This is a genomic window from Rhodanobacter sp. ANJX3 (genome assembly GCF_014200755.1).
Lineage (GTDB): Bacteria > Pseudomonadota > Gammaproteobacteria > Xanthomonadales > Rhodanobacteraceae > Rhodanobacter.
The window spans coordinates 308,087-322,930 of the sequence record NZ_JACHCM010000001.1 but is presented as its reverse complement, the minus strand read 5'-3'; the positions used below and the strand labels follow the sequence as shown (position 1 = coordinate 322,930).

13 protein-coding genes and 1 pseudogene are annotated in these 14,844 nt (G+C 56.1%); 4 read left to right on the top strand and 10 right to left on the bottom strand.

The window, feature by feature from the left end:
- Positions 1 to 18: 18 nt before the first annotated feature.
- The 5 genes from HDE76_RS01270 to HDE76_RS01250 form a co-directional block, all read right to left on the bottom strand.
- Positions 19 to 360 (bottom strand): cytochrome C oxidase subunit IV family protein, encoded by a 342-nt coding sequence (locus HDE76_RS01270; RefSeq protein WP_179476544.1) that lies wholly within the window; start codon positions 358 to 360, stop codon positions 19 to 21.
- Positions 347 to 982 carry a cytochrome c oxidase subunit 3 gene (locus tag HDE76_RS01265; protein WP_184504928.1) on the bottom strand — a complete coding sequence of 212 codons (636 nt, stop codon included), beginning with the start codon at positions 980 to 982 and terminating at the stop codon, positions 347 to 349. Before HDE76_RS01265 ends, HDE76_RS01270 begins: the two co-directional genes overlap by 14 nt.
- The gene (locus HDE76_RS01260; RefSeq protein ID WP_184504926.1) at positions 979 to 3,075 is read right to left on the bottom strand and encodes a cbb3-type cytochrome c oxidase subunit I; all 2,097 of its coding nucleotides are present in this window, start codon (positions 3,073 to 3,075) and stop codon (positions 979 to 981) included. The genes HDE76_RS01265 and HDE76_RS01260 overlap by 4 nt, the downstream gene beginning before the upstream one ends.
- Before the next feature lie 11 nt (positions 3,076 to 3,086).
- Entirely contained in the window at positions 3,087 to 4,001 is a 915-nt protein-coding gene (locus HDE76_RS01255; protein WP_179476541.1) for a cytochrome ubiquinol oxidase subunit II, read from the bottom strand.
- Positions 4,002 to 4,083: 82 nt separating this feature from the next.
- A complete protein-coding gene (locus HDE76_RS01250; RefSeq protein WP_184504924.1) occupies positions 4,084 to 4,293 on the bottom strand; it encodes a hypothetical protein in 210 nt (69 codons plus the stop codon).
- Between the two features lie 347 nt (positions 4,294 to 4,640).
- Here HDE76_RS01250 and HDE76_RS01245 point away from each other — a divergent pair, with 347 nt between their 5' ends.
- Together HDE76_RS01245 and HDE76_RS01240 are read left to right on the top strand one after the other, a co-directional pair.
- Positions 4,641 to 5,183: a GIY-YIG nuclease family protein gene (locus tag HDE76_RS01245; RefSeq protein ID WP_184504922.1), complete on the top strand. Its 543-nt coding sequence runs from the start codon at positions 4,641 to 4,643 to the stop codon at positions 5,181 to 5,183.
- Between the two features lie 55 nt (positions 5,184 to 5,238).
- On the top strand, positions 5,239 to 5,844 hold the full coding sequence (locus HDE76_RS01240) for an alpha-ketoglutarate-dependent dioxygenase AlkB (RefSeq protein ID WP_179476539.1): 606 nt from the start codon (positions 5,239 to 5,241) through the stop codon (positions 5,842 to 5,844).
- Here HDE76_RS01240 and HDE76_RS01235 read toward each other — a convergent pair.
- The 4 genes and pseudogenes from HDE76_RS01235 to HDE76_RS01220 all read right to left on the bottom strand — a co-directional run bounded on the left by HDE76_RS01235 (position 5,841) and on the right by HDE76_RS01220 (position 10,706).
- Positions 5,841 to 6,824 (bottom strand): annotated as a pseudogene (locus HDE76_RS01235) (SDR family oxidoreductase). The gene HDE76_RS01240 and the pseudogene HDE76_RS01235 sit on opposite strands and share 4 nt — an antisense overlap.
- Before the next feature lie 52 nt (positions 6,825 to 6,876).
- On the bottom strand, positions 6,877 to 9,168 hold the full coding sequence (locus HDE76_RS01230) for an FdhF/YdeP family oxidoreductase (RefSeq protein ID WP_184504920.1): 2,292 nt from the start codon (positions 9,166 to 9,168) through the stop codon (positions 6,877 to 6,879).
- A 72-nt stretch (positions 9,169 to 9,240) separates the two neighbouring features.
- Positions 9,241 to 9,399 carry a hypothetical protein gene (locus HDE76_RS01225; protein ID WP_179476536.1) on the bottom strand — a complete coding sequence of 53 codons (159 nt, stop codon included), beginning with the start codon at positions 9,397 to 9,399 and terminating at the stop codon, positions 9,241 to 9,243.
- A 143-nt stretch (positions 9,400 to 9,542) separates the two neighbouring features.
- On the bottom strand, positions 9,543 to 10,706 hold the full coding sequence (locus HDE76_RS01220; RefSeq protein WP_179476535.1) for a zinc-dependent alcohol dehydrogenase: 1,164 nt from the start codon (positions 10,704 to 10,706) through the stop codon (positions 9,543 to 9,545).
- A gap of 373 nt (positions 10,707 to 11,079) precedes the next feature.
- Between HDE76_RS01220 and HDE76_RS01215 the strand changes: the two genes are divergently transcribed.
- Positions 11,080 to 12,486 carry a trehalose-6-phosphate synthase gene (locus HDE76_RS01215; RefSeq protein WP_179477085.1) on the top strand — a complete coding sequence of 469 codons (1,407 nt, stop codon included), beginning with the start codon at positions 11,080 to 11,082 and terminating at the stop codon, positions 12,484 to 12,486.
- A gap of 214 nt (positions 12,487 to 12,700) precedes the next feature.
- Here HDE76_RS01215 and HDE76_RS01210 read toward each other — a convergent pair whose 3' ends face one another.
- Complete coding sequence (locus HDE76_RS01210) at positions 12,701 to 12,925, bottom strand: hypothetical protein (protein WP_179476534.1); 225 nt, start codon at positions 12,923 to 12,925, stop codon at positions 12,701 to 12,703.
- Positions 12,926 to 13,499: 574 nt separating this feature from the next.
- Between HDE76_RS01210 and HDE76_RS01205 the strand changes: the two genes are divergently transcribed.
- Positions 13,500 to 14,012: a DUF4142 domain-containing protein gene (locus tag HDE76_RS01205; protein ID WP_184504918.1), complete on the top strand. Its 513-nt coding sequence runs from the start codon at positions 13,500 to 13,502 to the stop codon at positions 14,010 to 14,012.
- Positions 14,013 to 14,844: the final 832 nt, after the last annotated feature.

Below are 14,844 nucleotides of genomic sequence, written 5' to 3'. Positions count from 1 at the left end.
TTGACAGCCTTCCTCCGCTCAGTTTTGTACCATGCCCATACGAAGTCCCAGCGAGGCCATGATCCATAGCGTGCCGGCCAGCATGATGGAAAGAATCAGGGCGGAGAAAATCAAAAGCTGAAGATCTTCGCGCTTCTGCCTGAAGCTGATATGCAGAAAGAAACGAAAGTGCACGACGATTTGCACGAGCGCTAATACGCCGATAACGGCAAGCACGGCTAGCGGCGTCATCGCACCCCATTTCACCATGGCAAACGGCACGATCGTGAGCGCGAGCGCCAAGCCAAGGCCCCAGACATAGCTGAGGAATTCCCGGCGTTCCTGCGCTTTGAGATCGGCTTTTTCGTTACCCGATGGCATGCATGCACCCCGGTAGATAGACGACTGAAAAAATGGCGATCCATATGATGTCCAGAAAATGCCAGAACAGCGCCAACCGCATGATGCCGAGCTTGGCCTTGGTATCCACACCGTAGCGCACGAGCTGGCCCAGCAACGCAATCATCCACAGGCACCCTGCCGCTACATGCAGCCCATGCAGCGGCACCAGGTCGAAGAACGCCGAAAGAAATCCGCTGCGCGTGGGCACGCCACCTTTAGCAGCCATGCTGGCGAAGTCGTGCAGCTCCACGCCGATAAAGGCCAGCCCTAGCAGCAGCGTCACCAACAGCCAGGCAACCAGACGTCGCTCGCTATGCCGATATTTCATCGCCAGCGATGCCATGCCGAAGGTGAAGCTGCTCGCCAGCAGCAGCAGGGTTTCGACGAACGTGCTGGTGAGGTCGTAGAGCTGCGAGGCGCCGGGCCCACCGGCGGTGGCGCTCAGCGACGTGAGGTACGTGGCGAAAACCATGCCAAAAAGAATGGCATCGCTCATCATGAATACCCAGAAGCCGAACATCAGCCCTTCGGCCGCCGCATCGTCTTTGCCGTGACCAGGGCCTAGATTGAGTCCAGGATGTTTGGCGATGCCGTCACTCATTGTTCGGCGCCCGTATCGATCGGCATGGCCAGCCCCTCATTGGCAGAGGTCGTTTCCTTGTCGCGCGCTATCGGCTCGGCGCGCGCCACGGCATCCATCCAATGCTGATGCTGGCGGCGCACTTCTTCCGCAGTCACGACGCGCGAAGTGTTGCGGGCAAAGCCACGAACGATCATCGCGGTGATTACTATCGTGCCGAAGATGATCACCATCCACCAGATGTGCCACACCAGCCCGAAGGCGATGGCGAATCCCGCCGCGCCGAGCACAGGCCCCAACGCGCTGTTTCGGGGAACCTCGATATCCTCGAACGGCACGGCCGCTGTGTAGGCCGCCCCGCTTTCCTTCATCACGGTAAATGCGTCGCGATCGGTCACCACAGGAATTGCCGCAAAGTTGTATTCCGGTGGCGGCGCCGAGATGGACCATTCCAGGCTACGGCCATCCCAGGGGTCGCCAACAAACACGCGGTTCGCGTGCCGGTGTTTGATCGATACCCACAGCTGCACACCCAGCGCGCATAGCGCTGCGACCACCAGGATGGCACCGAAAAAAGCGACCGTTTCCAGCGGCACATAGGCCGGCTCGGTGTAGGCCACGGTGCGCCGGGGCATGCCCATCAATCCCAGGGCATAAAGCGGAAAGAAGGCGAGCATGAAACCGAGAATCCAGCACACCGCTGACACTTTCCCCCCGCGTTCGTCGAGACGAAAACCGAACGCTTTGGGAAACCAGAAATGGTACGCCGCGATCATGCCGAACAGCAGCCCCGGCACGGCCACATTGTGAAAGTGCGCGACGAGGAAAACGCTGTTGTGCACCTGATAATCGATGACCGGGTCGGCCAGCAGCACACCACTCAGGCCACCCAGCACGAACAGCAGCATGAAGCCCATCGCATAGATCATCGGCACACTGAAACGTATGCGCCCGCGGAACATCGTCCACATCCAGTCATATATTTTGACGCCGGTCGGGATGCCGATCAGCATCGTGGCCACGCCGAAGGCTGCATTGAGATCTGCACCCTGCCCCATGGTAAAAAAATGGTGCAACCAGACCGTGAAGGAAAGAACGCCAATCGCCATGGTCGCCACCACGAGCGAACGATAGCCGAATAAGGCCTTGCCGGAAAACGTGGAGATCGTTTCCGAATAAACGCCAAACGCCGGCAGGATGAGGATATAGACCTCCGGATGGCCAAACAGCCAGAACATGTTGGCGAAGTGCATCATGTTGCCGCCAAGATCGTTCGTGAAAAAATGGAAGCCCAGGTAACGGTCCAGCGCCAGCTGCGCCGTCGCCACGGTCAGCGGCGGCATCGCGAAAATCATTAGGATACTGGTGCACAGCGCCGTCCAGGTGAAAAGAGGCAGGCGCATCAACGTCATTCCCGGCGCGCGTTTCTTGTAAATAGTGACCGCGAAATTGATGCCGGTGAACGTGGAGCCCAGCGAGGAAAGCGTCAGCGCCCAGATCCAGTAATCCGGGCCAACGCCCGGGCTGAAGCTGGCTTCCGTATACGGCGGATAGCCTAACCAGCCACCCGTCGAAAACGTGCCGAGCACCAGCGAGATCATGACCAGCGCGGCGCCGGCGGCCGTCAGCGCGAGGCTGATGGAATTGAGCACGGGAAAGGAAACGTCGCGCGCACCGATCTGCAGCGGCATGACGTAATTGATGATGCCGGTCAGAAACGGCATGGCCATGAAGAAGATCATGATCGTGCCGTGCGTGCTGAACAGCTGGGCAAAGTGGTTTGGCGTCAGAAAGCCACCGCCCAGACCGTATGCCTGTTGCGCCCGCATCAGCAGCGCCTCGAGCAGCGCCCGTATCAGCATGACAAAAGCCAGCACCACGTACATGACGCCGATCTTCTTGTGGTCCGGGCTGGTCAGCCACTGCGACCAGAGCACGCGCCACAGGCGATAGCGGCTGATCAGCGCGACGGTGACGATACCGCCCAACACCACCATCAATGCCGCACCGGTGGCGATGATGCCGTTGATCACCACGCCCTTGCTCGGGTGTTGCAGCATGTCCCAGAACGGCAGCGCCTGAAGGCGAAGCCGTCCGAAAGGATGCGCCAGCATGCCGGCGCCGATCACCGTCGTTGCCCCATCGGCATGTCTGCCGTCGTGGCTGCGGCGCCAGGTGTTCCGTTTGTCGCCGCAGCGGAATCCGCAGGGATGGTCATGGGCTTACCAGTACCGGTTGTTGCCACCACGGCGGAAAAAAGCGACGCGGGGACGTCCTTGAAATACACGCTGCCACCAGCGGCCCCACGGCTGGTCAGAGCCGCCACCAGCTCGCCCTGCGTCGACCGTCTGGCGATGAGCGCAAGCGCGGACAAATTCATGGGCACGCCCTGCGTGCGGGCGTGGCGCACCCAACCCAGAAATGCCGTCGGCGTCATGGCGACGGCCGTGAAGTGCTGTTGATGAAAGCCGTCGCCGTTGTACATCGTGTTTTCGCCCAAGAAGCGCCCTGCCTCACTGGCTTCCAGATTCAGCTGGGTAACCATACCGCCCATCGCATAGATCTGGCTGCCCAGCGCGGGAATCTGCAACGACTGCATCACCGTGGCGGAGGTCAGCGTCAGCGCAATGGGGCGTCCGACCGGAAGCGCCAACTCGCCGATGCTGGCCACCCCCTCGTCCGGATAGATGAAGAGCCATTTCCAGTCGTAGCCGATGACCTCCACGCGCATGGGGGCGACGCTGGAAGCGATACGCCTGTACGGATCCAGTGCATGCGTGCTGCGCCAGACCAGGATGCTGAGCAGGGCCACGATCACCAGCGGACCGCCCCAGGTTGCCACCTCCAGCGGCCCGTAATAGGACCATTTCGGCGCGTACCGCGCGCGTCTGGCGCGATAACGGTAGCGCCACGCAAACCAGGGCAGGATCACGAAAATCGGCAGCGCGACGAAGATCGCCAGCAGCACCACCACGTCAAGAAGCTGGTCGTGCTGCGATTGCGCGACGGGACCGTGAGGATCGAGGAAACCCAGACGCACGCTGCTGCAGCCAGCCAACGAAGAAGCCAGCTCGAGAAGGCCAGTCGCCGCGATGGCAACCCTTGTTCCGCGTCCGATGGATTTAAACCCCATGACGTTGATTCGCCCATTGCACATCGCTGAGCAGCGCCGACTTCGGCTCACAATCAAAGTTGCTCACAAATTGCCGCTCCCGGTCGGATCGACTTCTTGTGAGTTGCTCTACCATCCGGTAATCGTGCGCGCGGCCTTGTTCAAGCGACGTCAACCCAGTCGTCATTAACTCAAGCGGCGTTGGCTTGCTTGAGTTCATTCGGTCTCATACTGTTCGGTGAAACTCTCATCCTGCCTGGCGTCGATCGAAACGTCTCTCGCATGATCCCGATGCGCTGATAGGTGCTAACACTTTTGCGCCTTTCGAACTCCCAAGCGATCTGCGCGATTGGAGCAACGATGCTTCCAAGCGCAAGCTATCGACTTTTGCCATGCAGTTGCCGGTCCATACTTTTTCTGGTCAATGAAGTCTTTCGGCTCCATCAAAAGTTTCGTGAATGGAAAATCATGGCATCTGAACTCGCGCATGAAGAATTTTTCGGAGTGCCTCGACGTGCGCACGGAGGGCGTACGTTTGTGTACGTCCTCCAATGTCGAGGGGAAGACTTGCTCAAAGTCGGCTTTTCGCACCAACCGATCGTGAGATTCCACGCGCTGCATCCCCGGTTCTATGCGTTCTTCGACCTCGATGAGAGTTTTCTGATCGAGACGGATCGGCTAAAGGATGCCCGCCGTATCGAAAGGCTCTTCATCGAGCGCTGGCCAGAACATCAGGCACCCGCGCCGCTTGCTATCAAACCGACGGCAGGTGGGCACACGGAATGGTTTCGCGGCGTTGGCGATTCCGTTTTTCAGATCGCGCAGAGACTGGCCGAGCGATACGGCCATCCTGTCCACGCGCCGGTGCGCCTTTGGCTTCGTGCGCAAATGATAGAACGCGCAGACTTGCTCTTTGCGTGGTCGGATCGCCTATTTCAGATCGTCGACTGGCAAGATAAAAATCAGCACGACCAGGCGAGAGATCCGAGATACCGCCGCATGCTTTGCGACGCGCTGGATGCCATGGAATCGGTAGGTATTGAAAGCAAAGAACTTGTCCCCGAGCCTGTGCATCAATGGTATTTGTCGAGCTGCGCATTGAGGTCTTGATGCCTCATGTCGAGAGTCTCAAATTTTGATACAAGCTCGTTGTAAGCTCCGCCCAATGCGCCAGCCTTCCCTATTTGCCAGCGATACATCGGCCTTGTTGAGCGGGCCGGAGGGCGAGGTCCGTTACTACGCGAATGTCCTGACGCCAGAAGACGCCGGCCGATGGTTTGCAGATTTGCATGAGCACACCGTCTGGCAGGCCGAGCGACGGGCAATGTACGACCGTGAAGTGGACGTGCCCAGGCTACGTGCGCATTTTTTACGCAACGACCACCTGTCGCCCACCCTGCTCGAAGCTTTCGGCCTCGTGACCCACTATCTCAATGTTCCGTTCAACAGCGTGGGATTGAACCTCTACAGGGATGGACACGACAGCGTCGCACCTCACAATGACAAGCTTTCTTTTCTCGAGGCCGATCAGCCTATTGCGGTGCTATCCCTGGGCGCGACACGCCGTATGCTCATTCGCCGGAAAAAGGCGCCGTATAGGCGCCTATCCATTGATCTGGAAGCGGGAAGCTTGCTGGTCATGTCATGGACGAGCCAATGGCATTACGACCACGGCGTGCCAAAAGAGCGCGGCGTGGTCGGCCCCCGGATAAGCCTGGCGTTCCGGGTGTCGAAGGGCGCCAGCACCGGCGAGAGTTCTTCGTCCGCTTAGTTGGACGGGCCACCCATCACCGGCACTATGGCACCCGAAATGTAGCTCGAGCACGACGGCGCGGCGAGAAAGACATAAGCAGGGGCGACTTCCTCCGGCTGTGCGGGACGGCCCATAGGGCTGGATTTTCCAAAGTCTCTTATCTTCTTCTACGACTGATCGGCCGGGTTCAGCGGTGTCCACACAGGCCCGGGAGCAACCGCATTAACGCGAATCCCTTTGGCAACCAGGTTTCGCGCAAGCGCTTTGGTGAAGGCATGAATGCCGCCCTTCGTCATGGAATAATCCAACAGGTTTTCATTGCCGAAGAGCCCAGTCTCGGATCCCGTGTTGATGATGCAGTCGCCGCTTTCAAGGTGAGGTAGCGATGCCTTGGCCATATGGAAGTAACCGAAGAGGTTGGTTCTCAGCGTCAGTTCGAAATGCTTCTCGGTAATGTCTTCCAATTGATCAGCATGTTCCTGGAACGCCGCATTGTTGACCAAGATCGACAACTTACCGAGCTTCTTGATCGTCTTTGCCACCGCCTTTTTACAAAAACTGAAATCTCGCACGTCCCCATCGATCAACAGGCATCGGCGGCCTTCCGCTTTGACGTGATCTCGTGTCTTGCGGGCATCCTTGTGCTCGTTCAAATACACGATGGCGACATCGGCGCCCTCCCGCGCAAAGAGCACGGCGACAGCGCGTCCAATGCCGGAATCGCCACCGGTAATGATGGCGACCCGGCCATCGAGCTTCCCGCTGCCGTGATACGCCGGCGCTTCGAATTGAGGAGCCAGAGCCAAATCCGATTCCAGCCCTGGCTTACGCAAGTGCTTCTTCGGTAGCGGATTGGTTGGATACGTCCTTGCTCCCGCTTGTGAAGGCTTGTGAGCTTTCTTGCGCGTGTTTTTAGTTGCGTCTTTCGCGTCTGTTGCGCTTTGAATGCGACGCTGCAGCCGAGCGGTTTTTGACGTTGCTTTTTTTGCTGTTGCCATGGTCATCTCCGATATTTTTGACGATAGCTCGCCATGCGCATGTATCAATTGTTTATGGGCTAACGGATCGCACTATTCGCACGGGAACGCCCTTTGACGCAGGCGTCTTCGACGCCTCGTCGTGATACCACAGAGGTATCAACGGATTCATTTCCGGGTAGTAGCCACCCAGGCAGCCATCGGGGAGATTGAACGGTGTCACCGTCAAACCGGATACTTCTCGATGCACCCCGTCTTCCGCATCGCCTGTGAGATTGACGACATCGCCTTCATTCAAACCCGCGCGCGCCATGTCCGCAGGGTTGATCAGCAGAATTGTCCGCGATCCCTCAAGACCACGCAGTCGATCGCTGAAGCCGTAGATCGTCGTGTTGAACTGATCGTTCGAACGCATTGTGATCAGATGATATCGGCCCGGTGCATCGCCGATTCCCAGGGCCGAGATGACCGTTGGATGAGTAAATTCCGCCCTGCCGCTTTCGGTTTTCCAAATGCGATCATGCGCTGGGTTGCCCCGATAGAAACCTCCCGGCTGAAACATCCGTTGATTGAAGTCGTGAAACTCTTTTGCGTATGTCTCGGCGATAAGATCCCGAACCCGACTGTAGTCCGCCGTCCACTCGTCCCACGGGCGCTTGGGATGTTCGGGTAGCGTCGCTTTGGCAATGCCTGCGATGATCGCCAGCTCCGAAAGAAGGTGTTCGCTGGCGGGCGCTCGTTTACCGATGGACCCGTAGATATGGCTGAAGCTGTCTTCGATCGAGACAGACTGCGGACCGCTAGCCTGGATGTCTTCTTCGGATCGAACCAGACACGGCAGGAGATAGGAGGCTTTACCGTGCACCAGGTGACTGCGGTTGAGTTTGGTAGCGATGTAGACAGTGATTTCCTGGCGCGTCCACGCCTCTTCCATGATGGCCCGATCGGGTATCGCGCGGACAAAGTTCCCGCCCAGACTGATAAAGCCTTTAACTGAGCCATCGCGAATACCTTCGCAGGCGTCGACGGTGGTTAGCCCCTTTTCTCGGGGTGGCTCGAAATCGAACATTTCCGCCAGCTTGTCGAGCGGCACCAGCTCCGGTTTTTCCGAGATGCCCACCGTGCGCTGGCCTTGTACGTTGGAATGGCCACGCACTGGCGACATGCCGGCGCCCTGGCGGCCGATATTTCCCCGCAGCAGCATCAGGTTTACGAGCATGCCAATGCTCTGGGATCCATGAACGTGCTGGGTCAGGCCCATACCGTAAACGCCGATGACGCGCTCGGACGCGATATACACATCTGCCGCCGCCATAAGGTCAGCGCGCGCCAGGCCCGAGGCCGCTTCTATCGTTTCCCATGTCACCGCGCTGGCAATATCGACAAAGGCGTTGAACCCATGGGTGTGCTGGTCGATGAATGCACGATCGAGCACGCCTGGCGACCCCTCGGCAATCCGTGCCGCGTCGACCGCGAGCACGTGCTTGCAAAGCCCCATCAGTGCGGCGATATCGCCGCCAGGCCTAACCTGCAGGTACATATGCGATAGTTCCGTCGCATCATCGGTGAGCATTTGCAGCGGATTTTGAGGATTGACGAAGCGGAGCAGGCCCTGCTCGCGAACGGGGTTAAAAGTAATGATCTTGCAGCCTCGCTTGACTGCGTCCTGGAGAGGATGAAGGAAGCGGGGGCTGTTGGTTCCGGGATTTTGTCCAAAGTAGAAGATGGCGTCGCAGTGTTCGAAGTCTTCAAGCACACATGTCCCGACGGGCGATCCGATGACCTTTTTCAGGCCCACCGACGTTGTTTCGTGGCACATGTTCGAGCTGTCAGGAAGATTGTTGTTCCCGTACAGGCGCGCCGATAGCGCGTAAAGATAGGAGGCTTCCAGACCGGCCTTGCCCGAGGCGTAGAAGACAACTGATTTAGGATCGAGGGTTTTCAGCGACGATCCAATGCCTTCGAAGGCCGCCTCCCATGTGCATTCGACATACTTGTCCGTGGCTTCGTCGTAGCGCATGGGATGAGTCAACCGGCCTTCCATCTCCAGATCGTAATCCCGCCATTCGAGCAGTTCGGTAACCGTATACTTGGCGAAGAACTCCGGCGTACATCGGTTTTTGGTCAGCTCCCATATCGTGGATTTGGCCCCGTTTTCGCAAAACTCGAATTTGTGCGGATGTGCCGGCTTGCCCCACGCACACGAGCTGCACATGAAACCCTCGGTTTTGTTTTGGCGCAGCAGGGTCTGCACAATCGTTGGACTAGGTAATTCTCGAAGAAAGACGCTGCCAATACCTTTGAGAGACCCCCATCCGCCAGCCGGCTCACTCGGGGTTACAGGCTCCACCTTTTCGTCAGTCATAGCTACTTACCCGTTAGATTTTTTGGAAGGCGCTACCGCGCGAGTGAGACGAATCCAGCCTGCGCGCCTCGCCTACTGGTTGTGGTGGTTGTCCTCACCCGTACCGTTCAGCGCATCGCCGCTTGCGTCGGTATCTTCCGGCTTGGTGGGAATTGATGAACTCTCAGAGGATCGCTTTTTATTATCGCTATCGGGCTGAGTATCGGATTCGTTATTTTGGGGCTTATTCATCGATGGCTCCACGAGCTTGTGGTTTTAAGGCGCAGCGTTTTAACAAAAAAATCATTAATGCGATTTGTCGCGCTGCGGCGTTTGGACTTACGGTAGCGCTCATCAAGCGGGTTGAACGAAGATGCGCGAACCCGCCAGATTCACTATGGAGTGAGCACTACCTTGCGGCAGGCGTCGGCCATGTCGTTGAAGGTCTTGTAGCCAAGTGCCGCATCAGCAAGATTCATTCGGTGCGAAATAATCACGTCCGGCTGAAGATCGCCGTCTTCAATATGCTGAAGAAGTTTCGGGAGATATTTCTGTACGTGGGTCTGTCCCATCTTGAATGACAGACCTTTGTCGAACGCATCCCCTATCAGAAACGCGTTGACGAAGCCGGCATAGACGCCTGGAATGCTGACGATACCCGCACGGCGCGTCGACGCAATGCACTGACGAAGGGTTGCGCCCGAGCTAGTTTCCGCCTTTAACGCGGTCATCAGGCTGTCCCCCATATTCCCTTTGGCCTCAAAGCCGACTGCGTCGATACTCGCATCTACACCTCTTCCACGCGTCGACTCCAAGATCTTCTCAGAAGGTTCGACATCATCGAAGTTGATCGGTATCACTCCATATGTGGCTTTTGCAAAATCCAGACGGTAACCAACGTTATCGACCATGAAAATAGTTTCCGCTCCCATGAGCTTCGCTGACGCAGCCGCCATAAGCCCCACCGGTCCGGCGCCAAAAATGGCCACCGTTGATCCCTGCTTGATTTCCGCATTAAGCGCGGCCTGATAACCTGTCGGGAGGATGTCGCTTAGAAACAGAACGCGCTCATCGGACAAGCTACCCGGGACAGCAAATGGGCCAACGTTAGCTTTCGGTACACGCACTAATTCAGCTTGGCCTCCGGGCACTCCACCGTAGAGATGGCTATAGCCAAACAAGGCGGCTGGGGGCGTTATTTTATCCTTGTGCTTGAGCGCTGCGCCTTGGTTTGGATTGGTGGTCTCGCACGCGGAATATAATTCCTGCGCGCAGAAGTAGCACTCGCCGCAGGCAATAACAAAAGGAATCACCACGCGGTCACCTTTCTTAACTGCGGTGACGTCTTTGCCGGCTTCCTCAACGACTCCCATAAATTCGTGGCCTAAGATATCTCCAGATTTCAATTCTGGAATCTTGCCGTGGTACAGATGAAGGTCTGAGCCGCAGATAGCAGTCGCTGTGACTCGCAAAATCACGTCGTCACCCGCTTCAATTTTTGGATCGGGTACGGTTTCGACGCGGACGTCTTTCGTGCCGTGATAAGTCAAAGCTTGCATGATCCATCTCCTCTGGAAGGGAGCCCCACCATGCGAAATTTAAGGTCAATCAAAAGTGATTACCTGACGTCACTGCGATCTCACTTTCCCGCGCATCTCTGCTCCTAAGGAGCGACACCAGCGACTACCCCGAGGTGTGGTGTCTGAAAGATATGAACGCCGAAGCTTCAGCCGGCCCGCTTTGAGCACCTTCCTTTACAGGTCGATCGAATTCGTGATCGTCGGCATGCTCTGCACCGCCGAGGCACGAAGTGGCCCCGGCGATTGACGCGATTTTGCCTTTAGATAAAACAAGATATTTCTCAAAGCCCGATTGAAGAGGAATCGAATGAACGCAAAAGAAAGCTCCGGTATGCGGGCGGCGGCGGCAGCGATGAAATCGTCGAACTCAGAGACCAAGTCACGTTTAATCGTAGTTTCCAATCGCGTAGCTCTTCCCGGCGAAACCTCCACAGGAGGGCTTGCATCCGCCATGAGCGCAGCACTCGCCGAAAGCGGTGGACTATGGTTTGGATGGAGTGGAAAGATTGGTAGCGTCACAGGTGATGTGGTTCATCGTGTATCGAACGGGCAGGTGGACTACGTAACCATTGACCTCTCACGCCCAGATCATGAGCAGTTCTACACCGGCTTTTCCAATAGCGCGTTATGGCCGCTGTTTCATTATCGTCCTGACCTGGTCAATTACCGTCGAAAGGATCTGGATGGATACCTCCGCATCAATGAAACGTTTGCCAACAAACTTTTCCATTTGATCAATCCGGATGACGTCGTGTGGATCCACGACTATCACCTAATTCCCCTGGGTTCGGCGCTACGTGCGCGCGGCATAAAAAATAGAATAGGCTTCTTTCTGCACACCCCACTGCCCGCGGCAGCGCTGCTCATTGCGCTGCCAAAGCACCGGGCGCTATTCGGGAGCTTTGCCAGCTACGATCTCGTCGGCGTTCACACTGCGCGCGATGCGCGGGCCCTTGAGGACTATTTCCTCCATGAACTGGGGGCCGCCATGCGAACGAAGGGCCGGATCCGCAGCCCGAGCGGGAGGGTGTTTCAAGTGGGCGTCTTCCCCATTAGCATCGATACCGAAAAGGTGGCTCGCCTAGCGAGAGACGCGTCACAGGATGTGACGGTCAAGAACCTCAAGGCAAGTATGGTGGACCGGTCGCTGGTAATAGGCGTGGATCGGCTCGATTATTCCAAGGGGCTGGCCGACCGACTAAGGGCGTTTTCGGCGTTCCTGGAAAACAACGGCAACATGCAGCGAAAAGTAACGCTGCTGCAGATCACTCCGCCCTCGCGCGGCACAGTGCCTCAGTATCGGCAGATTCGTCGAGAGCTCGAACGTGAGGCCGGCCACATCAACGGAAAGTACGCGACCGCGGATTGGGTCCCGGTTCGCTATGTCAATCAATCTTTCCCGCATGAAGTTCTCGCCGGATACTACCGAGCCGCCAAGGTGGCGATCGTTACACCGCTACGCGACGGCATGAACTTGGTCGCAAAAGAGTATGTGGCATCCCAAGACCCCAGCGATCCTGGGGTTTTGATACTTTCCGAATTTGCCGGGGCTGCTCACGAGCTTGACGGCGCATTGCTCGTTAACCCGAATGATATCGATGAAGTAGTACAAGCGCTTGAGAAGGCCTTGAGAATGTCCCGGTCAGAACGTCTGAAGAGATGGCGAAAGATGATGGCGGTTCTCGAGAAACATGACCTGACCGCTTGGCGGCGAAAGTTCGTTGACACTCTGTCGAGCGAGCCACATTCGCTCCCCTAAATCTGACCGTCACTTTTGCCTGCCGGGCCACCGACCGATTGGATGTTGGAAGTGGTTACAAAGCGAAATCGGTAGCCCGGTCACATTTGCCTGCGCTCGATACGCAGATTGAAGTCTCTAAGCCGTATACGCTACCGATATTCAGCCCCAGACCTCGGCTTTTCGCTGGAATGGATTGGAAACGTCGAAACGGGGTATCCGGTAGGTAGCTCTTCTAATTTGCTGAGAACTGCATATTGTCCTGATCCTTTGAGAGCTCCTCATCCACTAGCGCTCGGATGTCAGTTTCACAGTCGGCTGCATTTTCCTTGTAAAACGTGAACGTTTTCTTGCCGTCTTTGAAGTGGATGTGACCAACAAAGGCGTCTTGGTCGATGGAGTAGCCAAATCTATAGCGCACGTTTCGATATTCGTGCATTTCAGGTACCGAGGTCGTCATGGGTGCTCCTCCAATTTCGTGGCATTCAGTAGCATCGACAAGTGTCGACGATTAGCTTTGCGGCGTGCGCTCACGCAGGCTCATAACTTTCAACCGCTCGCGGCCTCATCGAGCGCCCTCCTTGGCGCTCTTCAGCCGTTGAAGCTGAAGGCGCTGTCGGTTTGGTAGGACTTAATCTTCCGAGCGTAATGTTTTTTGACGCTCGGACGTATCGGTTGGCATAAGTCCAAATCTCACCTGTCTCCGCGATTAGAACAACCCAATACAAATCCGATTCCGGTCCGTAGTCCAGCATGACGTGGGCGAAGCCTTCGCCTTTTGGGGTATTCATAGGGATAGGTGGATTTAGCTGGATCATTACGTTTTCCGCCTAAGTTATTATCCACTTAATGTATTTTGAGACTTAAAGTTGAACCCTGCAGGGTGAACAAGTCGAGAAAAAAATGGATGTCCATATTTCACTCTGATGAGCCGAGAGGATTAATTTTTTCCGGCAGCTTTGCAGCCTCTCCGATCCACACATTCCTCACGCAGTTGGGCAGTAATATTGAGTTCCAGCCCAAGGAGAGTCGACATGTTTCCAAAAAAAGAAATGCTGGTTGGTTTGGCCATTGCTGCGGCGTTTGCTGCCCCAGTTGGTATGGCGCAGTCTGATGGCTCAAGCATGCACTCGAAACAGGACGCAGTGTTTGTCGCGAAGGCATCGTCCGGTGGACTGACTGAAGTGGCCGCGAGCAAGTTGGCTGAGGCGCACGCTAAATCCGACGACGTCAAAAGTTTCGCAAACACAATGATTGCAGATCACACCAAGGTCGGTGATGAGCTCGCTCAAACGGCGCAGAAAGATGGCTATACGCCGGCGACGGGCCCAACTTCATCGCAGCAGGCGAAGCTCACGAAATTGGGTACGCTCAATGGCGAAGCGTTCGACAAAGCGTATAAATCGATGATGGTCATGGATCATCAACAGACGGCTACTCTATTTAAGAAGGAGGCAGCGTCTGGCAAGAACAGCGACTTGAAGTCATTCGCCTCTGAGACGTTGCCCACTTTAGAGAATCACCTCGCCATGGCGACTAAGCTCTAATAGATACAATGAGCGCCGGCACAAGTTACTTAGTTTTGTGCTGGATGCTAAGGGCTAGCCATGTTTTCCCACTGCTGTTAAGGGAGAGAATTTGAAAAAGGCTGCAGGCTGGTTGTGACATTGACATTGCGGATCTAGACGTTCGGAATAACTTTTTTCGCATGATAGCGACGCTGGATCTGAAGGATTTCAGAAACGTTCATTTCATCCTCAAGCCTTGCGACGCTGACAAATGCAATGAGGGCGCGATCGCGCGTGGGAAGCCACTTCCAACACGCTTTCACTATTATTTTTGCAGAACGGCATTGACTTTTGTTGAGGCGTGCGGCAAGCCCGATGCTGTAGCTCTTTGCAATTTCCAGAGACTTCTAGTTATTTAGGATCCCGCGTTCGCCTTACGCGTTTAACTTCAAAGCGAACGAACAAAGGTAGCTTTGCAATCTTCCCGGCAAGCTCATTAATGGCAGAGTCAACTGTGGACTATGTAGGACTTCTTCAGTGGCCCGCGATGTTGATAACCGTCGTAGCCGCTTGGTTCGTTTCTTCGCAGAAAAAAGCCTCTCGCGGCGTTGGCTTTTGGTGTTTCCTTGTAAGCAACGTGCTCTGGATTGTTTGGGGATGGCATGCTGAGGCATATGCGCTTATCGTCCTGCAATTTTGCCTCGCTTTCATGAACATACGTGGTGCCAGAAAGTCCGACGCTCTGTGATGAGCTGCCATAGCGGATCAAAATTCGCGATCCCTATATGCGGGGGATATGGGCTATCGGTATAGGGTCGCGGTTGTCCTCTTACCAGTAAGCACGTTTTGTTTGGGATAGCCGCCCGAAAGA